Below are 22,095 nucleotides of genomic sequence, written 5' to 3'. Positions count from 1 at the left end.
GCCGTGCCGCGGCGAAGGGAGGGCGGGTCGCGGAACGGCTTGGCTCGGGTGGGGTCGGAAGGCTAGGAAGAAGCCTCTCTTCGTTCGTCGCCCACCCTTCTCCCGAATCCCCGTCATGACCGCTTCCCTCGCCCAGGCCCGCCGCATCGTCGTCAAGGTCGGGTCCGCCCTGCTGGTCGACCCACGCACGGGGCAGCTGCGCCGCGCCTGGCTGGACGCGCTGGCCGACGACGTCGCCCGCTGCCGCGCCCGCGGGCAGGAGGTGATCATCGTCTCCTCCGGCTCGATCGCGGCGGGGCGCGAGCATCTGGGCCTCAAGGGCCGGCCGCTGCGGCTGGAGGAGAAGCAGGCGGCCGCCGCCACCGGCCAGATCCGTCTGGCGCACGCCTATCAGGAGACGCTGGCCCGGCACGACATCACCGTGGCCCAGATCCTGCTGACCCTGCAGGACACCGAGGACCGCCGCCGCCACCTGAACGGCCGCGCCACGATCGAGACGCTGCTGCGCCTCGGCGCGGTGCCGGTGATCAACGAGAACGACACGGTGGCCACGGCCGAGATCCGCTTCGGCGACAACGACCGGCTGGCGGCGCGGGTGTCGCAGATGATCTCGGCCGACACGCTGGTGCTGCTGTCGGACATCGACGGGCTCTACACCGCAGCCCCGAAGCGCGCCCCCGCCGCGACGCTGATCCCCGAGGTGAACGAGCTGACCCCGGAGATCGAGGCGATGGCCGGCGAGGCGCTGCCCGGCTATTCCTCCGGCGGCATGGTCACCAAGCTGGTCGCTGCCCGCATCGCCATGGGCGCCGGCTGCCGCATGGTCATCGCCATGGGGAAAGAGGCGGCGCCGCTCAAGCGCATCGAATCCGGCGCGCCCTGCACCTGGTTCGTGCCGGGGGCGGAGCCGCGCACCGCCCGCAAGCGCTGGATTGCGGGCTCGCTCAAGCCGGTCGGGGCGGTGGTGATCGACGCCGGCGCGGCCAGGGCGCTGGCGGACGGCCGCAGCCTGCTGCCGGCCGGGGTCACCGCGGTCGAGGGCAGCTTCCGCCGCGGTGATCCGATCGCGGTCAAGGACGGGGACGGCCGGGTGCTGGCGCGCGGCCTCTCGGCCTATGATTCCGACGACGCCGACCGCATCCGCGGCCACAAGAGCCGCGAGATCGAGGCCATACTCGGCTATCGCGGCCGGGACGAGATGATCCACCGCGACGATCTGGTTCTTGGCTGAGAAGGCAAGTCTGGTCCTACCCCTCTTGTCATTGCCGGGCTTGACCCGGCAATCCAGTGGCTGTCGATAGTCTCTGGATGCCCGGGTCGAGCCCGGGCATGACAGAAAGAGGCTCGCGGAGTGAGTCGCGGCGACGGGTCCGCTACTTCACCAGATGATCCCGATACCGTTTCCGCAGCTCGGTCTTCTGCAGCTTGCCGGTGGCGGTGTGCGGCAGCTCCTCGACGAACACCACGTCGTCCGGCCGCCACCATTTCGCGACCTTGCCGTCGAACCAGGCCAGGATCTCTTCCTTGGTCGGGGCCGCGCCTTCGGCCGGCACGGCGATCAGCACCGGCCGCTCGTCCCATTTCGGATGACGGGCGCCGACCACCGCCGCCTCGCGCAGCTTCGGGTGGCCGACGGCAATGTTCTCCAGCGCGATCGAGCTGATCCACTCGCCGCCGGACTTGATCACGTCCTTGGCCCGGTCGACGATCTCGACATAGCCGCTGCCGTCGATGGTGGCGACGTCGCCGGTGCGGAACCAGCCGTCCGGCGTGAAGGCGGGGTCGCCGTCGCGGCCGAAATAGGCGGCGGCGACCCAGGGGCCGCGCACCAGGATCTCGCCGAAGGCGACGCCGTCCGCCGGCACGTCGCGGCCCTCGGCGTCGGCGATGCGCAGCCGGATGCCGGGGATCGGCCGGCCCTGCTTGCGCTTCAGCGCGCGCTGTTCCGCCTCGTTCCGCACCAGCGTCTCCGGCTTCGGCGCGTTGAACAGGCCGATCGGGCTGGTCTCGGTCATGCCCCAGGCGTGGCCGATCTCGACGCCGTATTCCTGCTCGAACGCCTCGATCAGCGGCAGCGGGCAGGCCGAGCCGCCGATCACCAGCCGCGGCGGGCGGCTGAAGCGTTGGCCGCTCTCGCGCAGATGGGCCAGGAGGCCGAGCCAGATCGTCGGCACGCCGGCCGAGAAGGTCACGCCGGTCGCCTCGATCAGCCGGAACAGCGAGGCGCCGTCCAGCCGTGGCCCGGGCAGCACCAGCGACGCCCCGGCCAGCGGCGCGACGAAGGGGATGCCCCAGGCGTTGACGTGGAACATCGGTACCACCGGCATGGCGGTGTCGGTGGCGCGCAGGCCGAAGGCATCCGGCTGGTTCGCCGCATAGGCGTGCAGCAGGGTCGAGCGGTGCGAGGACAGCACGCCCTTCGGCTCGCCGGTGGTGCCGGAGGAATAGCAGAGGAAGGCGGCCGTGTTCTCGTCCAGCACCGGCCAGTCGAAGGCGTCGGGATGGCCGGCGATGAGATCCTCGTAGTCCAGGATCTCGAAGCGGGCGGCGAGGGCGGGCGCTACCGGATCCGCCGGCGGCTCCAGCAGCACCAGCGTCTTGAGATCCGCCGGCAGCCGGTCCCCGATCCCGGCCAGGATCGGCAGGAACATCGGGTCGAGGAACAGATGGGTGTCGCCGGCATCGGCCAGGATATAGGCGATCTGGTCCGGGAACAGACGCGGATTGACCGTGTGGCACACCGCGCCGATGCCGCTGACGCCGTAATAGAGCTCGAGATGCCGATGGTCGTTCCAGGCCAGCGTCGCCAGCCGTTCTCCCGGGGCCACGCCGCGAGCCGTCAGGGCGTGGGCCAGCCGGGCGGTGCGGGCGGCGATCTCGGGATAGGAATGGGTGACGGTGCTGCCGTCGCGGCGCTGGGTGACGATCCGCGCTTCCTGGTGCAGCCGGGCCGCATGGTCGAGCAGCGATCCGATCTGCAAGGGTTCGTGCTGCATCAGCCCGAGCATCGCGTCCTCCCCTCGTCGCGGCAGCTCAGCTGCCTTTCACAGAGGATAAGGGGAAAGCTGTCGGCAGCTACAGGGAAAACGGGGGGAAAGCCGCCGCTTGACAGGCATGGACCGGTCCGGACACCGTTGCCGAAACCGCGGCGGCACGGACCGGGCGGTTGTCTCCGGGGAGGGCAGAGTCTAAGAACCGCGACAGCCGTGCGGCGCCCGACGCTGCGCGGTCGACAAAGATGCTGACAGGGATGTGGAGGCGAGTGATGCGGGTTCTGGGAGCGTTCGTTGCCGGCCTGATGGCCGTGGGAAGCCTGGCTGCCGCGCCGCAGGGGCACGCGGCCGATCTTCTGAGCCAGGTGAAGTCGTCCGGCGAGCTGGTCGTCGGCACCGAGATGCAGTTCGCGCCGTTCGATTTCTCCGAGGACGGCGAGCACAAGGGGCTGAATGTCGAGCTCTTCGCCGAGATCGGCAAGGAGCTCGGGGTCAAGATCACCTTCGTCGACCTGCCCTGGGACAGCGTCCTGCCGGGCCTCGAAGCCGGCAAGTTCCAGGTCGTCGCCGGGCCGGTGACGATCACCAAGGCGCGGATGGAGCGCTATCGCTTCACCGCGCCGATCGCCGACGCCTCGGTCGCCCTGCTCAAGCGCGCCGGCGACAGCTCGGTGGCGAAGCCCGAGGACATCGCCGGAAAGGTGGTCGGCGCCGGCAAGGCCTCCTCGCAGCTCGAGCAGCTCAAGGCCTATGCCGCGACCCTGCCGGGCGGCGCCGAGATCCGCGAATATGTCGACAACAACCAGGCCTATGCCGATCTCGCCGCCGGCCGGATCGTCGCTGTCGGCAACTCGCTGCCGAACATCGCCTATGTCGCGCAGCAGCGGTCGGAGACCTTCGAGGTGGTGCTGCCGCCCTTCGGCAAGAAGGTCTATTTCGGCTATCTCGGCCGCAAGGACGCCGACAGTGCGCCGCTGCTCGACGCGATCGACGCCGCCCTCGCCAAGATGAAGGCCGACGGCCGCCTCGCCGCGATCCAGAAGAAGTGGTTCGGCGTCGAGATGGACGTGCCCGCCACGGTGACCGACCCGAACGTCTGACCGGTTCGCCCGAGAGGTTGCCCTGTTCAGCACGGCCGTCATCCTGAAGAGCCTGCCGCTGCTCCTGAAGGGCGCGGTCACGACCCTCTGGGTCTCGGCCGCGTCGCTCGGGCTCGGCTTCCTGCTCGCGGTCGGCATCTGCCTGCTGCGGCTGTCGCACCGGCCCGGGCCGCGCCGGGCCGGCACGCTCTATGTCAGCTTCTTCCGCGGCGTGCCGCTGCTGGTGCAACTGCTGCTGGTCTTCTACCTGCTGCCCTTCATCGGCATCGACGTGCCGCCGCTGGTCGCGGCGATCGCGTCGCTGGCCCTCTGCACCGCCGCCTATATGGCGGAGATCCTGCGCGGCGGCTTCCTCGGCGTCGCCAAGGGGCAGTTGGAGGCGGCGCGGCTGCTCGGCTTCCGGCCGTCCCAGGTGCTGTGGCGCATCCGGGTGCCGCTGGCGCTGCGCCTGACCATGCCGGCGCTGGTCAACGAGTGCACCATGATCCTGAAGGCGTCCTCGCTGATCTCCGTGGTCGGGGTGGCGGAGCTGACCCGGGTCAGCCAGAACATCGTCGCCACCAGCTACCGGCCGCTCGAGATCTACCTCGCCGGCGGCGTGCTCTACCTCGTCCTGAACCTCGCTTTGTCCGGCCTCGGCCTGTGGCTGCAGCGGCGGCTGGGGGCCGGGCGATGAGCTTCGATCCCGCCGTCATCCTCGACCGTTGGGACGAGGTGCTGTCCGGCCTCGGCGTCACCCTCGGCACCTGGATCGTGGGCGTCGCCATGGGCCTCGTGCTCGGCTTCGTCCTGGCGCTGATGCAGCGCGGCCTCGGCCGGGTGGTCCGCGCCGCGGTGCGGATGGTGATCGAGGTCGTGCGCGGCACGCCCTTCCTGGTGCAGCTCTTCATCCTCTACTACGGCGGCCCCGGCTTCGGTCTGGTGCTCGACCCGAGCGAGGCCGGCCTTCTGGGCCTCGGCCTCTATGCCGGCGCCTATTTCGCCGAGATCTTCCGCGCCGGCTTCGAGTCCGTGCCCAAGGGCCAGGTCGAGGCCGCCGCCTGCCTCGGCATGGGCCGTCCCACCATTCTGGCGCGGATCGTGCTGCCGCAGATGCTGGTGGTGATCCTGCCGGCCCTGATCAACATGGTCATCCTCCTCAGCAAGGAGACTGCGATCCTGTCGATCGTCACCATTCCCGAGCTGACCTTCGTCATCCGCGGCATCGGCGCCGAGACCTTCGCCTTCGTCGAGACGACGCTGGCCCTGGCGCTGATCTATTGGGGGCTGGTCGAGGTCACCGCCGCCTTCGGCCGCTGGGCCGAACGCCGGGTCGGCCGCTTCCTGGTGCCGGCATGATGACCCGGCGGGCCCTGATCCAGCTCACCGGCGTCACCAAGCAGTTCGGGGCGACCCGGGTGCTCAAGGGCGTCGATCTCGAGATCGACCAGTCCGAGGTTGTCTGCATCGTCGGCCCCTCCGGCTCGGGCAAGAGCACGCTGCTGCGCTGCATGGTCTTCCTCGAGGAGCACGATGCCGGCGAGATCCGCATCGACGGCGAGCCGATCGGCTGGGTCACGGACAGGAACGGCCGGCGCCGGCGCATGGGCGAGGCCGGGATCCGCAAGGCGCGGCGCAATGTCGGCATGGTGTTCCAGCAGTTCAACCTGTGGCCGCACATGACCGCGCTCGGCAATGTCGCCGAGGCGCTGATCCGCGTCCGCCGGCTGCCGCGGGCGGAGGCGGAGCGGAAGGCCCAGGCCGCGCTCGACCGGGTCGGGCTGGCGGGGAAGGGCGGCGCCTACCCCTCGCAGCTCTCTGGCGGCCAGCAGCAGCGCGTGGCGATCGCCCGGGCGCTGGCGATGGAGCCCGAGATCATGCTGTTCGACGAGCCGACCTCCTCGCTCGACCCCGAGCTGGTCGGCGAGGTGCTGGAGGTGATGCGCGCCCTGGCGCGCGACGGCATGACCATGGTCGTGGTCACCCATGAGATGGGCTTCGCCGCCCAGGTCGCGACCTCCGTCGTCTTCGTCGACGAAGGCCGGATCCTGGCCAAGGGGCCGCCGCGGCAGATCTTCCTCGAGGATGGCCATCCCCGGATCCGCCAGTTCCTGGACAATTACCGACGGCGCAACGCCTTCTGGCAGGACGCGCCGGCCGAAGCAGTGGGAGGATGAGATGAGCGAGACCCTGCCGATCATCGACTTCGCGCCGGTGGTCGCCGGCGACGCGGCGGGCACGGCCGAAGCGGCGCAGCAGATCCATGACGCCTGCACGCAGGTCGGCTTCTTCTACATCCGCAACCACGGTGTGCCGCAGGATGTGATCGAGGCGGCGGTCGCCACCATGCGGCGCTTCTTCGACCTGCCGGTCGAGACCAAGCGCCAGGTCAAGGTGAACCAGCGCCATCGCGGTTTCCACGAGATCGGCGGGGCGCTGATGTACGGGGCCAAGAAGCCCGACTACAAGGAGTTCTTCTCGACCGGGCTGGAGCTGCCGGAGGACGATCCCGACGTGTTGGCCGGCCAGCCGCTGCGCGGCCCGAACAACTGGCCGTCCTTCATGCCCGAGGTGCAGCGCGACTTCTATCGCTACTACGAGGCGATCGGGATGTGCGGCGCCCATCTGCTGCGGGCCGTGGCGCTGAGCCTCGGCATCGCGCCGGACTTCTTCGCCCAGCGCTACGCCAAGCGCATGCAGCGCACCCAGGCCGTGTTCTACCCGCCGCAGCCGGCCGATCTCGGCGCCGAGCAGTTCGGCGTGGCGCCGCACACCGATTACGGCTGCATCACGCTTCTGTGGCAGGACCAGACCGGCGGGCTCGAGGTCCAGCGCAAGGACGGGCGGTGGATCGACGCGGTGCCGGTCGACGGCACCTTCGTGATCAATGTCGGCGACCTCTTGGCCCGCTGGTCGAACGACCGCTTCGCCTCGACCCCGCACCGGGTGGTGAACCGCAGCGGCCGCAAGCGCCTGTCGATCGCCACCTTCTACGACCCGACCTATACCGCTTCGGTCGATCCGCGCGACCTGAACCTGGGGCCGGGGGAGGAGCCGCATTATCCGCCGGTCGCCGCCGGCGACTACATCGTCGGCCGGATCAACGATTCCTTCAAATACCGCCAGAAGGCGTGACGCCCATCGCCTCCGCTCTCGGGATCGTCAAACCCGGGCGGCCACGTATTCGCGGTGAACCGAGGATGCGTGCACGCGGGGGTCGAAGCCGTAGATGTGCAGCGAGATCGCGATCGCGCCGCTGTCATTGACCATCTGGTGGATGTTGGGCCGGGTCGTCGCCAGGCACGCAATGTCGCCCGGTTGGTGCACGGCTTCCCAGGTCTTCGCCACCCGCACCTCGTCCAGGGCCCGGAAGCGGAGCTCGGTCAGGCGGCCTCTGACGATGCCGAAGGCGCAGGAGCAGTGGTGGTCGTGGATCGCCGTCCGGGCGCCGCCGTCCCACACCATGGCCCAGATGCTGGTCTCGGCATCGCTCCACAGCAGGGTGCGGGCGTAGCTGCCGGGCCTGCGCTCCAGGTCGAGATCGCAGACGAGCTCGGGATGGGCCGTGAGGTGCTCCAGCATCGCCTGCGGCGATCCGCCGAACTCCGGCAGGCTCTTCAGCATCGGCCACCGGGTGGTGGATGGGAAGGCCTCTGACATCGCTGCGTGATTCATGGCTCACCCTGCCTCTCGACCCGTCGGAGACAGGGTATGGCCGATCGGCCGGAACCGGTTTGCGTTGTTGCCGGAAATACGACGGGCATGAGGAATTGCTTTCCTCATATGGCCGTTTCAGAAGAATTTGCTTCTATTGTTGGCTTTTAGATCAGTTTCGTTTACCTGGAGGAGGCGCGCCGCCGCCACAGAAGGGACCCGGGCCATGGCTTCGCCGCCGCCCAAGCTCGACGAGATCGACCTCAGGATCCTGAAGGCCCTGCAAGCCGATGCGACGATCGCGCTGGCCGATCTCGCGGCGCAGGCCGGCATCTCCGCGACGCCGTGCTGGCGCCGGGTGCAGAAGCTCGAACAAGCCGGCATCATCCGCAAGCGCGTGGCGCTGCTCGACAGGGCGGCCCTCAATGTCGGCGTGACGGTGTTCATCGCGGTGCGGACGAACCAGCACACGGTCGAATGGCTGGAGCGCTTCAGCCGTGCCGTCCGCGATCTGCCGGAGATCGTCGACGTCTATCGCATGAGCGGCGAGATCGACTATCTGCTCAAGGCCCATGTCGCCGACATCGGCAGCTACGACGCGCTCTACAGGAAGATCATCGCGCGCATCGAGCTCGCGGACGTCACCTCCATGTTCGCCATGGAGGAGATCAAGTCGACGACCGAGATCCCGCTGACCTTCGTTGCTGCCTGAGGCCCGACATGCGCACAAAAACAAGCCGCGGGGGACCGCGGCTTGGTTGAGGTCGTTAGGAAGCGGAAGGGTGCAGAAGGTACTGCACGGCGAACTATACCATAAATTCAGCAAGTGTGGAGCGTTTTTCTAAAGGATCGGCGCGAGGCCATTGATCGGACAAAGAAAAATTGCCATACAATTCGGCTTGTATTTCTTCATCAATACTATATGCGGCGATCTTGATGTCGAAATACGAAGTGTCTCTCTACGCTCCTGATTCGGAACGATTTTAGGCGACGGCCTTCGGCAGCGGTACGGTCAGGGTGGTCCGGGTGCCGCCGTTCCGGGCGATGGTCAGGGTGCCGTCCAGGCGGCGGACCATGGCGTCGACCAGGGTCATGCCGAAGCCCCGCCGGTTGCCGTCGTCCGGCCGGCCGTCGTCGACGATCACCAGGGTCAGGCCGTCCGCGTCGGTGCGGTGCAGCGACACGGCGATGCTGCCGCCGCGGCCGTCCCGGAAGCCGTGCTTCAGGCTGTTGGTGATCAGCTCGTTCACGATCAGGCCGAGATGGATGGCGCTGTCCAGCGGGATCTGCTGCCGCGGCGCCTCGACCGTCAGCGCCACCGGGCCGGTGCTGGCGGCGAAGGCGGATTGCAGATGGGCGCACAGCTCCTGGACATAGTCGCCGGCGTCGATGTGGGACAGGTCGTCCGACCGGTACAGCTTCTGATGCACCAGGCTCAGCGACTGGATGCGGTGGCCGACCACCGCCAGCTCCTCCCGCACCGCCGCGTCGGTGGCGCGCGAGGCCTGCAGGTTGAGCAGGCTGGAGATGATCTGCAGGTTGTTGTTGACGCGGTGATGCACCTCCCGCATCAGCACGTCCTTCTCCTCCAGGCTGGCGCGCAGCGCCCGCTCCACCTCGCGCAGCTGGGCGTTGGCGGCGATCAGCTGTTCCTCGCGCTGGCGCAGTTCGGTCAGGCTGGCGATCTGCTCCACGGTCTGCCGGTGCACCTCCTCGAACGGGTCGACGCCGGTCTCGTCCGCCAGCGCCGCCATGGTCCGATGCGCCAGCGCCGTCGGTTCGCCGCCCGGGGCGGTCGCCGACAGCTCCTTGCGCATCACCAGCCGGACCACGCCGCGGGCGTGGCGCAGCTCGACCCAGTCCATCAGGGTACGGATCGCCGCGGTGTCCAGGCGCGAACGCTGCGGTGCCGTGCCCTGGCCCAGCGGCCGGCGCGGTGCGGCCAGCACGATCTCCAGCGCCATCGGCGGCCCGTCGGTGACCAGAAGCGACAGGTTGGCCTGCTCGAACCGGGCCAGGAAGCTGCGCGTCATCGCCGATGCGGCGGCGACGATCCGCACCCGGTCGCGGCCGTCGAAGCCCAGCTCGGTCGCCACCAGCCGGACACGCTGCCGGGCCGCGATCACGTCGCGTTCCTCGCGGGTGTCGATGGCTGTGATCAGCGCGCTGGCCATGGCGTTGGGCGCCGCTCAGCCCTGTCGCCGCGCCGCGATCACGCCGGCGCGAGCGGGGGATGCATCGCCAGGGCCTGGCCGATCACCGAGACCAGCGCTTCCGGCCGGAACGGCTTGGTGACGACGAAGGTCGGCTCCAGCCGCTCGCCGGTCAGGAGCCGCTCGGGGAAGCCGGTGACGAAGACCACCGGCACCGAGATGCCGGTCAGGATCTCCTGCACCGCCTCGATGCCGCTGTCGCCGCCCTTGAGCTGGATGTCGGCCAGCACGATGTGCGGCGACTCGCGCTTGAACAGGGCGACCGCCGCCGCGTGGTCGGCGGCGGTGCCGCAGACGGTGTGCCCCATCTCCTCGACGATGCGGGCGATGTCCATGGCGATCAGCGGCTCGTCCTCGACGATCAGGATCCGGGCCGGATGCTGGCGCTGCATCTCGCGCCGGGCGGCGTCCAGCTGGTCGCGCACCTCCGTCTCCGGCAGGTGCAGGATGAAGCCGACATCCTCGAAGGAGAAGCCCTCGAGCGACACCAGCAGCAGCACCTGGCGCTGCGTCGGCGTCAGCTGCGACAGCCGGGTCTCGACCGGCACCAGTCCTTCCAGCGTCGCCTCGGCAGCCTGCTCGTCGGTGGCGTGCAGCAGGGTGCAGACGTCGTGGAACACGGCGAACAGCTGGACCCGCAGGTTGCCGTCCGCCGGGACCCGCTGCGGATCGGCGAGGATCGCCTCCAGGAAGACCCGCATGTACTGGTCGCCCCGCTCCTGCGACCCGACCAGGGCCCGGGCATAGCGCCGCAGGTAGGGCAGGTGCTTCAGGATCTCCTGCGAAGTGCCGGTCATCGCGTCCACCTTCGGATTCGGAAGGGCTTGCCGTCGAGCGCTATGCTTAGCGGCCGTCGCCCCGGATCGCAATCCGTTCCAATGCCGCAGAACCTGTCCGCGGGCAAGGGGTGGCACAGGAACTTCCATCCCGGTCGGGGATTGGTAATGTAGCGCACCACCAGTGGCCGAAGCAGAGCGGGATCGAGTGTTGATGAACCGACGGCGGGGCGAGCGAACGCGGAGGCGGGAAGCGGGGGCGCGGCCGGCCGAACCCGGCCGGCCGGGACCGGACCGCCTGAAGCGGCCGCCGCAATTCGACAACTGGCTCTCGCAGCAGCTCCGGACGTTGTACGATCCGGTGCTGGAGGAGCCGTTGCCGGACGATCTGATGCGGATGCTCGAGAAGGGCGCCAAAGGCGCCGAAAAGCCGGAGGAGGATGAGGATCGCTGACCGAGACAAGCCGGGCGGATGGCGGATGGGCCGAATTTCTGCCTTATTCGGTGCCGACAGTTCCGGCCGCACCGCCATGGATCCCGCGTGGGCGGCACCGCCGTCGGCGTCAACAAGGAGGGGAATGTGCCATTCGACTTTCACGCCGAGCTGACCAAGGCGATCCCGCATCTGCGGGCCTTCGCCCGTTCGCTCAGCGGTGATGCGGATCGCGCCGATGATCTGGTCCAGGACGCGATCCTTCGCGCGCTCCGGGCCGAGAGCCAGTTCACGCCGGGCACGAACTTCCGGGCCTGGATCTTCACCATCCTGCGCAACCAGTACGTCAACCAGCTGCGGCGCCGCAAATTCGTGGCCGAGCCGAAGGACGGGGTCGACCTCGACCTCCTCTGGGTGCCGCCGTCGCAGGATTCGAAGCTGGAGTTCCAGGATTTCCGCCGGGCGCTGATGATGCTGACGCCCGATCAGCGCGAGATCCTGCTGATGGTCGGCGCCTCGGGCTTCAGCTACGAGGAGGCGGCGGAGATCTGCAACTGCGCCGTCGGCACGGTGAAGAGCCGCCTGTCCCGGGCCCGGCGCGAGCTGTCGAGGCTGCTCAGCGCGGGGCGAGGATTGGCGAGACGAGGCGACTTCGCAGGCGAGCGGCGCGGACGCGGAGCCGCCGCGGCGCCGGCGAAAATGACGCGCCCTCGTCTCGCCCTGCAGCCCGCGTCGCGGCGGACGGCGTAGCGGCCGTCGCTTGACAGTCCTGTTGCGGTGAAGCGGGCGGCCTTCGGGCCGCCCGATCCGTTTCAGGCCTTCGTGTCGCGTGGGGCGGTCATCTCGCCGACGATCGGGCTGGTCGCCGGCCGGTTGACGAAGGGCTCGCGCGCCTCCGCCGGCAGGGCCTGGCGGCGGGTCATGCGCCAGGCGGTGAAGATCGCGGTGACGGCGGCGATGGCGGCGCCGTGCAGGAACAGCCCCCGAGGGCCGACCCAGTCCATCACGACCGACGCCACCAGCGGCCCGGCGCAGGCGCCGACGCCCCAGCACAGCAGCAGGCTGCTGGACAGCGCCACCGCGGTGCCGCGCGGCGCCAGGTCGTTGGCATGGGCGACGCAGATGCCGTAGGTCGAGATCGAAGCCGCGCCCCACAGGCCGAACAGCACCCCCAGCAGCCAGTCCGAATCCGGCCGTGCCAGGGCCAGCGCCAGCGACACCAGGATGGTGACGACGCTGGCGCCGAGCATGACGCCGCGCCGGTCGATCCGGTCGGACAGCCGGCCCAGCGGCCACTGCGCCAGCAGGTTGCCGACCTGGGACATGGCCGGGATGGCGCCGGCGAGGCCGACGGTGAGCCCGACCTGCAGCCCCCAGATCGGGCCGATCGAGGCGACGGCGCTGTTGATCAGCCCGCTGGAGACGCAGCCGATCACCGCGGCGGGCGCGATCCGGTACAGCTGGCGCAGCGGCAGGGTGCGGATGGCGGCGATCGACGGCGTCGGCGCCCGGGTCATCGCCACCGGGATCAGCGACATCGAATAGAAGGCCGAGGCGATCATGAACAGCCCCAGCACCACGGGGCCGCCGGTGAACAGCAGCACGAACTGACCGCCGACCAGCGCCACCTTCTGGACGATGGTGTAGACCGAGAACACCCGGCCGCGATGAGCGTTCGGCGTCATCTCGTTCAGCCAGCTCTCGGCCACGGTGAACAGGCCGGCGGAGCAGAAGCCGGTGACCAGCCGCAGCGCCATCCACAGCGCCGGGTCGGGGGCGACGGTGAAGCTCAGCGCCGTCACCGATGTGGCGGCGGCATAGGCGGCGAAGGCGCGGATGTGCCCGACGGCGCCGATGATCCGGGTCGACAGCACGCAGCCCAGCAGGAAGCTCAGCGAATGCGCCGTCGCCACCGCGCTGAAGGCTTGGATCGAATAGCCCGCCTGGGTCAGCGAGATCGGCAGGATGGTGACCAGGATGCCGTTGGCGATCTGCAGGACGGAGATGCCGAGGATGATGGCGGCGACGGGCAGGTAGACGGCAGGCATGATCCGGGCGGCGTGTTTTCCGCAGCCAAGCGCGGCCCGGCCAGGCGTGTCAAACGGCGTGATCGAAGGGCAGCCCCGATATGTCCGGCATGGCCCGATCGGGGAGGTTCCGGCCGGGCCGGCATCGGGCTAGGGTGGCGGGTACAACCCTGGGAGGGGGCATGCGGGGCGTGGTTGCAACCGGGCTCGGGCCATGGAAGCTGCAGGTGGTGGTGGCGGCGGTGTTCGCCGTCATCGTCCTGGCGATCGCCGGCGGCCTGATCTGGTACAACAACGGCGAGGTGAGGAGGCTTGTCCGGGCCGATGCCAGCGCCCGCTTCGACCGGGTCGTCGACCGGGTGCGGGACGAGTTCCAGAAAGGGCTGCAACTGGCCCAGGTGGTGCTGGACACCTCCACCCTGACGATCGAGACCGACGTGCCCGAGGACCATCTGGGCACGGTGATGGTCGGCACGCTGCGAGACCTGGAAAAGGTGCTGCCGGCCGCCTCCTCCTTCTTCGCCGCCTGGAGCGACGGCCGCTTCGTCATGGCGCAGTCGCTGGCGACGGCGCGATTGCCTCAGATGGACGCTGCGGCGCTTCCCGGGGCGACATATGTGCTCGAATTCATCGACCGCCGCCCGGGCGGTGCGATGGTGCGCTGGGTGGTGACCGATGCCCGGGGTGGGCCGATAGGCGAGCCGCAGATGGCGTCGACCGATTTCGATCCTCGCACCCGGCCCTGGTACAAGCAGGCCTCGGCCGCCACCGGGGCAGTGGTCACCGAGCCCTATCGCTTCGCCAACATGAACCAGGTGGGCCTCAGCCTGGCGCGGAAGTCGCGCCTGACCGGCGACGTGGTGTTCGGGATCGATATCGGCCTGGCGAGCGTCGACCACACCCTGGACGATCTGCGCCGGGAACACGGCCTCGACCTGGTGGTGTTCAGCCGGTCCGGAGAGCTGATCTCCCATCCCGACGGCGTCCGCTTCCGCACCGAGTTCCGGGAGGCGCGGGCGGAGCATCTGCCGCGACTGACCGAACTGGCATCGCCGATCCTGGCCGAGCTGTACCGCAGCTTCCAGGCCGTCGGCACGGGCCGGAACTTCACCGGCCAGCTCGGGGACGAAGCCTATCTCGAGCGCTTCGAGCTTATCGCTTCCAACATGCCCGACGTGGTGCTCGGCATCGCCTATCCCTACGACCTGGTGGTCGGGCCGGCCGACCGCATCCGCTACATCTCGCTGCTGATCGGCGTCGGCGCCACCATCCTGGCGCTCGGCATCGTCCTGGCCGCTTCGCGCGCCCTGGCCCGGCCGCTGCGACGGGTGACGAGGGACCTGGGCCGGATCATGCGCTTCGACTTCCACGGCCACGGCTCGACAGGGTCGCGGATCGAGGAGATCCGGTCGCTCTCCTCCGCCATCGACGTGCTCGGCCTCACCCTGCGCAGTTTCGCCGCCTATGTTCCGGGCCAGATCGTCCGCGGCATCCTCGGCCAGACGCTGGTGCCCGCGCTGGGCGGTCGGCGCCAGCCGGTGACGGTGCTGTTCTCGGACGTGGCCGGCTTCACCGCCCTGGCCGAAGGCCTGCCGCCGGAGGAGCTGATGGAGCGCACCTCGCGCTATTTCGGCGCGCTTGGGGAGGAGCTGATCGCCGGCGGCGCCACCATCGACAAGTATATCGGCGACAGCGTCATGGCGTTCTGGAACGCGCCGGAGGAGCAGCCCGACCATGTCCGCCTGGCCTGCCTCGGCGCGCTCCGGGCCACGGCGCGGATCGACCGGCTGAACGCCGAGTTCGAGGCCGAGGGCCGCCTGCCGATGCCGACCCGCTTCGGCCTCCACACCGGCGAGGCTGTGGTCGGAAATGTCGGATCGGTCGACCGCATGAACTACACCGCGCTCGGGCACACGGTGAACGTGGCGGCGCGGCTCGAGGCGCTGAACAAGATCCACGGCACCACCATCCTGGTCAGCGAGGCGGTGCGGCAGGAGGCGGGGGAAGAGTTCGAGTTCCGCTTCGTCGGCAACGAGGTGCCGCGCGGCGCGCGCGAGCCGGTGCCGATCTACAGCCTGGTCGGGCTGCGGGGCGAGGACGCCCCATCTGGTGCCAATCGCCTTGAGGCTTAACCTTCCCGTCATGGCGAGCCCCGAAGGGGCGTGGCCATCCAGGGCCGCTCGCGCCGGCCCCTGGATCGCCGCGGCGCTGCGCGCCTCGCGATGACGAAATGAGGGTTCGGGCAGCGAGAGGCGGCGAACCCTAAGGCTGCGGGCCGATATAGCGGGCGCGGGGTCGGATCAGCCGGGCCGCGGCGTACTGCTCCATCACATGCGCCATCCAGCCGACGCTGCGGCCGAGGGCGAAGACCGCCAGCGGCGCCTCCGGCGGCAGGCCGGTCAGCCTGGCCGCCAGCACCAGGGCGAAGTCCATGGTCGGGCGCTCGCCGGTCAGGTCGAACACCGTTTCGACCAGGGTCTCGGCGACCGCCAGCTCCGGCGCGTCCGGCACGGCGGCGACGATGCGGTCCAGGAGGTGCTGGCCGCGCGGATCGCCGTCGGGATAGAGGGGATGGCCGAAGCCGGGCAGGTCCTCGCCGCGCTGCAGCCGCTCCACCACCATGCGGCGGGCGTCGGCGGCGCTCAGCACCAGCTCCAGGAAGGCGCCGGTGCGGGCGCTCAGGCCGCCGTGCAGCGGGCCGTTCAGCGCCGCCAGGCCGGCGGCGACCGCGGCATGCGGCGAGGCGCCGGTCGAGGCGGCGATGCGGGCGGCGAAGGTCGAGGCGGTCAGCTCGGGGGCGGCGCACAGCACCAGGGCCCGGCGCAGCAGGTCGGTGCCGGCGGGTGCCCCCCAGGCCTCGGCCAGGGCTTCATGCGCCGGCGCGGCCGAGGCCGGGCGCCGCAGCATCACCGCGGTCAGCCAGCGCAGCAGGCGCGCCCCGGTGCGCTGCAGCCCGGCGGCGGAGCGGGCGAGGGCGCGGTCGTCCCCGACGCTCAGCGCCGGCAGCACCGCCATGGCCCGCTCCAGCGGCGGCCGGCCGGCCGCCTCGGCCGCGATGCGCGCGGCGGCCGGCGGCAGCGGCGCGGCCGGGACGGCGAAGGGGTCGTCGGCGGCGACGGACCACAAGAGGCCGGCCACGCTCTCCAGCGTCGCGCTCTCGGCCAGCCGCGCCGCGTCCCGGCCGCGATAGTAGAGCCGCCCGCCGGACACCAGGGTGATCGCCGATTCCAGCACCGGCTGGCCCCAGTAGAGCGGCGGCGGCGCCGTCTCGGGCTCGGATTTCCGGGCCAGGCGGCGGATGTCCGCGGCGGCGTAGCGGCGCTGGCGGCGGCCGGGCTCGGCGATCGACCGGATCATGCCGCGGCTGACATAGGCGTACAGCGTCGCCAGGCTGACCCCCAGCTCCGCCGCCGCCTCGCTCGCTGACAGGGTGGGCTCCTGGATCATGGGAGGCGGGCGCAGGTCGTGCACCGACTTTTCCCTTCATTGTCATTGCCGGGCTTGACCCGGCAATCCAGGATTCTTACCGCCTTCTGGGAACCCGACGGATGTACCACGTCTACATCATGGCCAGCGGACGGAACGGGACGCTCTACATCGGCATCACCGGCAATCTGGCCCGGCGCGCCTATCAGCACCGGATGGGCGAGGTTGACGGCTTCACCAAACGCTACGGCGTCAAAATGCTGGCTCATGTGGAAGCCTTCGATTGGATCGAGGAAGCGATCCGGCGGGAGAAAACGCTCAAGAAATGGCCGCGCCGTTGGAAGCTCGCGCTCATAGAACGTGAGAATCCGGAATGGCGGGATCTGTATACGGATCTTGCGTAGGTCGGCTCGCGCGGCGGCAGCCCCTGGATCGCCGGGTCAAGCCCGGCGATGACATCAAAGGGGAATGTTTCAGAAAGCTCACCATCCAAATACATTGACCGCATCTATCAAGATTGACAACCTACCTCCCCGGCCAGACTTCTTGTGCACCTGCGAAGAAGGAGGTCGAGATGACGACAGGACTGGACGGCGTCGTCGCCGCCGAAACGGTGATGAGCCTGGTGGACGGGCAGCGCGGCGTGCTGGTGATCCGCGGCCTGCCGGTCGAGGAGGCGGCGCGGACGCTCGATTTCGAGGGCGTTCTGGCGCTGCTGTGGGACGGCTTCGCCGATACCGCGGATCTCAAGGCCCGGCTGGGCGCTGCCCGCGTCGCCGCCTTCCGTCACGTCCCGCGGCTGCTGCCGGCGGCGGCCGGCCTGCCGCCGATCGACGGGCTGCGGGCGATGATCGCCGGCCTCGCCGATGACGAAGACGGCACGCCGCTCGGCCTGGTCGCGGCCATGCCGGTGTTCCTGGCGGCGCTGGTACGGCAGGCCCGGGGCAAGGCCCCGGTCGCGCCCGACCCGAAGGCCGGCCATGCCGCCGACCTGCTGCGCATGCTGGCGGGCAAGCCGGCCGATCCCGCGCTGTCGCGGGCGCTCGACGCCTATCTCGTCACCGTGTCCGACCACGGCCTGAACGCCTCCACCTTCGCTGCCCGGGTGGTGGCCTCGACCCTGGCCGGTACGGTGGCCTCGGTCACCGCCGCGCTCTGCGCCCTCAAGGGGCCGCTGCATGGCGGCGCGCCCGGGCCGGTGCTGGACATGCTCGACGCCATCGGCAGCGCCCGGGCCGCGCCCGGCTGGATCGAAGCGGAGCTCGCGGCCGGCCGCCGGCTGATGGGTTTCGGCCACCGGATCTACCGCACCCGCGACCCGCGCGCCGACGTGCTGAAATCGGTGGTGGCACGCCTGTCCAGCCCCCGCATCGCCCTGGCCGAGGCGGTGGAGAAGGCGGCGCTCGTCGCGCTGCACAAGCACAAGCCGGACCGGCCGCTCGACATCAATGTCGAGTTCTACACCGCCCTGGTTCTGGACGCCGTCGGGCTCGACCGGTCGCTGTTCACCCCGGCCTTCGCCGTCGGCCGCGTCGCCGGCTGGACCGCCCATATCCTGGAGCAGGAGCAGTCCGGCCGGCTGCTGCGGCCCGACAGCCGCTATGTCGGCCCGCAGCCCAGCCTGGCGGCCTGAGGCGGGATCCGAGCTCCATCGTCTGCTGCGACGCATACTTTCCACTCTCCCCCTCCCCTCGCGGGAGGGGGTAGGGGGAGGGGGTGTCGATCGAAGAGAGCCGGTGCGAGCTTATCCAGGATCGCTGCTGGGTTGCGGCGACCAGTCGACATCAGTTCCGGCGGCGCCAAACCCCTCCCCCTGCCTCCCTCCCGCAAGGGGAGGGGGAGGATGACAAGCCAACGCCGGCGATATCCCGCAAGCGGGAGAGGCAATGCAAACCGCTCGTCATTCTCACACGAACGCGAAGTCGTTCGCCTGCAATGCTGCACGATCGACACCGAGGAGGATCAGCTTGTTCCCGGCGTCGAGCGTGATCACGGTGCCGTCGGCGCCATAATCGGCGGCGTGCGCCACGACCTCGGCGAAGCCGGCGAAGACGTCGCGATCGAACAGGATCACGTCGCCGCCCGCGCCATCGAAATCGGTGACCACGTCGCGGCCGAACCCGGGCTGGACCACGATCGTATCCGGCCCGGCGCCGCCGGCGATGCGGTCGTCCCCGGCGCCGCCATAGATCCGGTCGCTGCCGCTGCCGCCGGCGATCACGTCGGCGCCGTCGCCGCCGACCAGCCGGTCGTCGCCGCCCAGCCCGCCGAGACGGTCGTCGCCCGCCCCGCCGCGTAGGGCATTCGCCGCGGCATCGCCCTCGAGCCGGTCGGCGAAGGCGCTGCCCAGCAGGTTCTCGACGCCGGCATAGCTGTCGCCGGCCGCATCGCCGGTGTTGCCGGCCGGCCGGTCCAGGCTGGCCTGCACTCCGGCGAGGCTGGTGGCATAGCCCGCGGCGTCGATGCCCTCGCCGCCGTCCAGGCTGTCCGCCCCGGCGCCGCCTTCCAGCAGGTCGTCACCAGCGCCGCCGCTCAGGCTGTCGTCGCCCAGGCCGCCAGCCAGGTAGTCCTTGCCGGCGCCGCCATCGGCGATGTCGTTCGCCGCGCCCAGCAGCAGGGCGTCCGGCCCGGCGGTGCCGTCATGGGTCGGGGCGCCGTTCTCCTGCAGATAGACGTCGGACCCGTTGTTGGTATCGCCGGGCGTCAGCGCATCGTCGGTGGCGACCACGGTGACGCTGCCGTCGGCCGTGGTGTCGGTGGCCAGCGGCCCGCTGACCGACCGCTGCCCGGTGGTGTCGTCGTCGACCGTCAGCTGGCCGTCGACGACATGCACATGGTAGCGCGGGCCGTCATATTCGGGGCTGCTTGACCCGAGATAGGTGTTGGTGCCGGTGTCGAGGTCGCGCAGATACCAGCCGTTGTCCGAGGCGAGAGTCGAGTCCTGCCGGTAGACGGCATATTTGGCGTCGTCGGTGACCGTGACATCGTATGCGTCCCGGAGCGTGGTCCAGTCGCCCGCTTCCGTCCGGTAAAGGACGACGGGATGAAATTCGTATCCCTCGATGCCGGAATAGCGCTCGGCGAACCAGGCGGCCTTGCCGTTCGCCAGCATCACCGGGCCGCCGTCGAACTGATAGGCATCGCCATGGGTGCTGCCGAGGCTGACGGTGGTGCCGTCGACCAGATTCTTCAGCGTGACGCCGTAGCCGCTGTAGATCTCGTTGTAGGCGTCGGCCCAGGCCACCCATTGGCCGTCGGCGGAGATCAGGGGACCTTTGCGGGTGATCTCCGGCTCCTCCGGATCGCCGGAGACGCGGGTGTAGGCTTCATCCGCCCCGACGAAGACGTTCAGCGTGGTGCGTTCGTCCGGCACCCCCGGGGCGGCGGCGCGGATCGCGATGGTGCCGGCCGCGGGGCCGGCATAGGCATGCGACAGATGGATCGAGTTGCTGCCCGGCTCGACCTGATAGACCTGCAGCGGCGAGCCGTCGCCCCAGCTGACCACGAGCCGGGTGGCGCCATCCACGGCGACGTCCAGGCCCAGCGCCTGGCCATCGGTCGGGTCGGGCGAATAGGCGACATTGGTGATGAGCGGCATTTGAACCCTCCGGAATGGACATCGGGTTCACGTCCTCGCAGACGGGCGCGCCTCCAGCTGTTCCGTTTTTGGGAAAGTTATCAGATCGGCGCCGGGTCGGACATCCGCGCCGGAGGTTTCGATCGAAAAAGAAGGTTTCGTTCGCTTGTGCCGGAGGGCGGATGAAGATTCCGTTGGGCCGGCGGGTGCCAAGCCCGGATGCGGCCGGTTGCCCATGGCGGGGAAGGGGAGGGCAAGCTGGCGAATGCGGTGCTCCGGTGCCGGGCGGATGCGGCCGCGGCTCGGGCACAGCTCCCGCACCGGGCAGCTGCCGCAGCGCGGCCGCCGGTCGGTGCAATGGTCGTGGCCCAGGCGCTTGACCAGCCAGTGGTGGCGCTCGATCCGGTCGTTGTCCCAGTCCGGCGGCAGCATCGCCAGCAACGGGCCGTGCGCGGCCTCGGCGCCGGCGCGGCGCGAGATCAGGCCGAGCCGCTTGGCGATACGGTGATGGCCGGTCGAGACCGGCAGGGCGCGCAGCCGCAGCCGGCTGAACAGCAGCACCGCCGCGGCGGTCTTCGGCCCGACGCCGGGCAGCGTCCGCAGCCAGGCGACGGCATCCTCGGCGCCGAGCCCGGCCAGGAAGTCCAGCTCCAGCCGGCCGCGGGAGGCCTGCAGCGCCCGCAGCGCCTGCTGCAGGGTCTGTGCCTTGCGGTCGGGCCAGGTGGTGCGGCCGACCAGCCGCTCGATCACCGCCGGATCGGCCTCCAGCAGGTCCTGCCAGCGCGGGAAGCGCACCCGCAGCACCCGGTGGGCGGCCATCGCTATCTCGTCCCGGGTGCGCGCGGAGAGCAGCGCCAGCACCAGCATCTCGACCGGATCCGGATACAGAAAGCGCGGCGCCGGCCCGAAGGCGGTGGCCAGGGCAGCGTCGATCCGGATCAGGCGGGTGGTGGCGGGCATGGCGTCGACCATGCCCGCAGATTAGAACATAAAGAGAACATACGCGAATCGAATCACGCGTGGACGGGTCTTCTCAATCCAAACCGTCATGGCGAGCCCGAAGGGCGTGGCCATCCAGGCGGCACGGCTCCCTGGATGGCCACGGCGCTGCGCGCCTCGCCATGACGACCTTTGTCCGAGGCGGGACTGGCCTCACCAGGCCGTGTATCCGCCATCCGGCCCGAGAATGGCGCCGGTGAAGAAGCCGGAGGCGTCGGCCGCCAGGAAAAGGGCAGTGGCGGCGATCTCCCAGGGCTCGCCGCAGCGGGCCATCGGCGTCATCTCGATCCACTGGTCGTACCACTCCTTCTTGGTGCGGCCGGCCAGGGTCATGTCGGTGGCGATGTAGCCCGGGGCGATGGCGTTGACCCGCACCCCGTGCGGCGCCCATTCGCAGGCCAGCGACTTGGTCAGCAGATGCACCGCGGCCTTGCTGGCGTTGTAATGCGCCTGGCCCTGCGGCTTGTTGACGATGATGCCGGACATCGAGCCGATGTTGATCACGCTGCCGCGCTTGGCCGCCACCATGTGCCTGCCGAAGGCGCGGGCGCACCAGAAGACGGCGTTGACGTTCAGGTCCATGACCTTGCGCCATTCCTCGTCGCTGGTCTCCAGCGCGTCGCTGTTGCGGGCCATGCCTGCGTTGTTCACGAGAATATCGACCCGGCCGTGCCTGGCCTGGACGCCGTCGGCCGCCTTGGTCACGGCGTCGGGGTCGGTGACGTCCAGATGGATGAACTCCCCGCCCACCGCCTTGGCCGTCTCGGCGCCGATATCGGCCAGGATCTCGGCCACCACCACCTTGGCGCCGGCCTCGGTCAGCGCCTCGCAAGTCGCCCGGCCGATGCCGCGGCCGCCGCCGGTCACCACCGCCACACGGCCGGAAAGGTCAAATTTCTCGCGGTACATGGTCGTCTC

21 protein-coding genes are annotated in these 22,095 nt (G+C 69.9%); 12 read left to right on the top strand and 9 right to left on the bottom strand.

The window, feature by feature from the left end:
- Window positions 1–115 precede the first annotated feature (115 nt).
- A complete protein-coding gene (gene proB / locus LG391_RS14645) occupies window positions 116–1,231 on the top strand; it encodes a glutamate 5-kinase (protein ID WP_225768733.1) in 1,116 nt (371 codons plus the stop codon).
- Between the two features lie 142 nt (window positions 1,232–1,373).
- Here proB and LG391_RS14640 read toward each other — a convergent pair whose 3' ends face one another.
- Window positions 1,374–3,008 carry a long-chain-fatty-acid--CoA ligase gene (locus tag LG391_RS14640; protein ID WP_225768732.1) on the bottom strand — a complete coding sequence of 545 codons (1,635 nt, stop codon included), beginning with the start codon at window positions 3,006–3,008 and terminating at the stop codon, window positions 1,374–1,376.
- Between the two features lie 257 nt (window positions 3,009–3,265).
- Here LG391_RS14640 and LG391_RS14635 point away from each other — a divergent pair, with 257 nt between their 5' ends.
- From LG391_RS14635 to LG391_RS14615, 5 genes are read left to right on the top strand one after another with little or no spacing between them, the layout of a single operon-like run.
- The gene (locus LG391_RS14635) at window positions 3,266–4,093 is read left to right on the top strand and encodes a transporter substrate-binding domain-containing protein (RefSeq protein WP_225768731.1); all 828 of its coding nucleotides are present in this window, start codon (window positions 3,266–3,268) and stop codon (window positions 4,091–4,093) included.
- Window positions 4,094–4,115: 22 nt separating this feature from the next.
- Window positions 4,116–4,769 (top strand): amino acid ABC transporter permease, encoded by a 654-nt coding sequence (locus LG391_RS14630; protein ID WP_308013055.1) that lies wholly within the window; start codon window positions 4,116–4,118, stop codon window positions 4,767–4,769.
- The gene (locus tag LG391_RS14625) at window positions 4,766–5,431 is read left to right on the top strand and encodes an amino acid ABC transporter permease (RefSeq protein ID WP_225768730.1); all 666 of its coding nucleotides are present in this window, start codon (window positions 4,766–4,768) and stop codon (window positions 5,429–5,431) included. Before LG391_RS14630 ends, LG391_RS14625 begins: the two co-directional genes overlap by 4 nt.
- The gene (locus tag LG391_RS14620) at window positions 5,428–6,249 is read left to right on the top strand and encodes an amino acid ABC transporter ATP-binding protein (RefSeq protein ID WP_304608473.1); all 822 of its coding nucleotides are present in this window, start codon (window positions 5,428–5,430) and stop codon (window positions 6,247–6,249) included. The genes LG391_RS14625 and LG391_RS14620 overlap by 4 nt, the downstream gene beginning before the upstream one ends.
- A 1-nt stretch (window position 6,250) precedes the next feature.
- The gene (locus LG391_RS14615; protein ID WP_225768729.1) at window positions 6,251–7,207 is read left to right on the top strand and encodes an isopenicillin N synthase family oxygenase; all 957 of its coding nucleotides are present in this window, start codon (window positions 6,251–6,253) and stop codon (window positions 7,205–7,207) included.
- Between the two features lie 27 nt (window positions 7,208–7,234).
- Here the strand turns inward: LG391_RS14615 and LG391_RS14610 are convergent, their stop codons facing one another.
- Window positions 7,235–7,732: a cysteine dioxygenase family protein gene (locus tag LG391_RS14610; RefSeq protein ID WP_225768728.1), complete on the bottom strand. Its 498-nt coding sequence runs from the start codon at window positions 7,730–7,732 to the stop codon at window positions 7,235–7,237.
- A gap of 220 nt (window positions 7,733–7,952) precedes the next feature.
- Between LG391_RS14610 and LG391_RS14605 the strand changes: the two genes are divergently transcribed.
- Window positions 7,953–8,438: an Lrp/AsnC family transcriptional regulator gene (locus LG391_RS14605; RefSeq protein WP_225768727.1), complete on the top strand. Its 486-nt coding sequence runs from the start codon at window positions 7,953–7,955 to the stop codon at window positions 8,436–8,438.
- Between the two features lie 271 nt (window positions 8,439–8,709).
- Here LG391_RS14605 and LG391_RS14600 read toward each other — a convergent pair whose 3' ends face one another.
- Together LG391_RS14600 and LG391_RS14595 are read right to left on the bottom strand one after the other, a co-directional pair.
- Window positions 8,710–9,900 carry a sensor histidine kinase gene (locus LG391_RS14600; protein ID WP_225768726.1) on the bottom strand — a complete coding sequence of 397 codons (1,191 nt, stop codon included), beginning with the start codon at window positions 9,898–9,900 and terminating at the stop codon, window positions 8,710–8,712.
- Between the two features lie 38 nt (window positions 9,901–9,938).
- On the bottom strand, window positions 9,939–10,736 hold the full coding sequence (locus LG391_RS14595) for a response regulator (RefSeq protein ID WP_225768725.1): 798 nt from the start codon (window positions 10,734–10,736) through the stop codon (window positions 9,939–9,941).
- A gap of 193 nt (window positions 10,737–10,929) precedes the next feature.
- On the opposite strand from LG391_RS14595, the gene LG391_RS14590 reads away from it, so the two are divergent.
- The gene (locus LG391_RS14590; protein ID WP_225769354.1) at window positions 10,930–11,169 is read left to right on the top strand and encodes a NepR family anti-sigma factor; all 240 of its coding nucleotides are present in this window, start codon (window positions 10,930–10,932) and stop codon (window positions 11,167–11,169) included.
- A gap of 126 nt (window positions 11,170–11,295) precedes the next feature.
- Window positions 11,296–11,898 (top strand): sigma-70 family RNA polymerase sigma factor, encoded by a 603-nt coding sequence (locus LG391_RS14585; RefSeq protein WP_225768724.1) that lies wholly within the window; start codon window positions 11,296–11,298, stop codon window positions 11,896–11,898.
- 62 nt (window positions 11,899–11,960) lie between these two features.
- Here LG391_RS14585 and LG391_RS14580 read toward each other — a convergent pair whose 3' ends face one another.
- A complete protein-coding gene (locus LG391_RS14580) occupies window positions 11,961–13,196 on the bottom strand; it encodes an MFS transporter (protein ID WP_225768723.1) in 1,236 nt (411 codons plus the stop codon).
- Between the two features lie 161 nt (window positions 13,197–13,357).
- Between LG391_RS14580 and LG391_RS14575 the strand changes: the two genes are divergently transcribed.
- Window positions 13,358–15,307 (top strand): adenylate/guanylate cyclase domain-containing protein, encoded by a 1,950-nt coding sequence (locus LG391_RS14575; protein WP_225768722.1) that lies wholly within the window; start codon window positions 13,358–13,360, stop codon window positions 15,305–15,307.
- 130 nt (window positions 15,308–15,437) lie between these two features.
- On the opposite strand, the gene LG391_RS14570 is transcribed toward LG391_RS14575, so the two are convergent.
- Window positions 15,438–16,622: a citrate/2-methylcitrate synthase gene (locus LG391_RS14570; protein ID WP_225768721.1), complete on the bottom strand. Its 1,185-nt coding sequence runs from the start codon at window positions 16,620–16,622 to the stop codon at window positions 15,438–15,440.
- Between the two features lie 101 nt (window positions 16,623–16,723).
- Here LG391_RS14570 and LG391_RS14565 point away from each other — a divergent pair, with 101 nt between their 5' ends.
- Both LG391_RS14565 and LG391_RS14560 read left to right on the top strand, forming a co-directional pair.
- Entirely contained in the window at window positions 16,724–17,005 is a 282-nt protein-coding gene (locus LG391_RS14565) for a GIY-YIG nuclease family protein (protein WP_225768720.1), read from the top strand.
- A 170-nt stretch (window positions 17,006–17,175) separates the two neighbouring features.
- Entirely contained in the window at window positions 17,176–18,234 is a 1,059-nt protein-coding gene (locus LG391_RS14560; protein ID WP_225768719.1) for a citrate synthase/methylcitrate synthase, read from the top strand.
- Window positions 18,235–18,507: 273 nt separating this feature from the next.
- Here LG391_RS14560 and LG391_RS34870 read toward each other — a convergent pair whose 3' ends face one another.
- From LG391_RS34870 to LG391_RS14540, 3 genes are all read right to left on the bottom strand, one after another.
- The gene (locus LG391_RS34870; RefSeq protein WP_304608471.1) at window positions 18,508–20,199 is read right to left on the bottom strand and encodes a calcium-binding protein; all 1,692 of its coding nucleotides are present in this window, start codon (window positions 20,197–20,199) and stop codon (window positions 18,508–18,510) included.
- Window positions 20,200–20,226: 27 nt separating this feature from the next.
- Window positions 20,227–21,138, bottom strand: a complete 912-nt coding sequence (nth, locus tag LG391_RS14545; protein ID WP_225768718.1) for an endonuclease III — start codon at window positions 21,136–21,138, stop codon at window positions 20,227–20,229.
- Window positions 21,139–21,330: 192 nt separating this feature from the next.
- Window positions 21,331–22,086, bottom strand: a complete 756-nt coding sequence (locus tag LG391_RS14540) for an SDR family NAD(P)-dependent oxidoreductase (protein WP_225768717.1) — start codon at window positions 22,084–22,086, stop codon at window positions 21,331–21,333.
- Between the last annotated feature and the right edge of the window lie 9 nt (window positions 22,087–22,095).

It is taken from the genome of Inquilinus sp. Marseille-Q2685, assembly GCF_916619195.1.
Classification (GTDB): domain Bacteria; phylum Pseudomonadota; class Alphaproteobacteria; order DSM-16000; family Inquilinaceae; genus Inquilinus.
The sequence above is the reverse complement of the archived record's forward strand: the minus strand, read 5'-3'. Positions and strand labels throughout refer to the sequence as shown.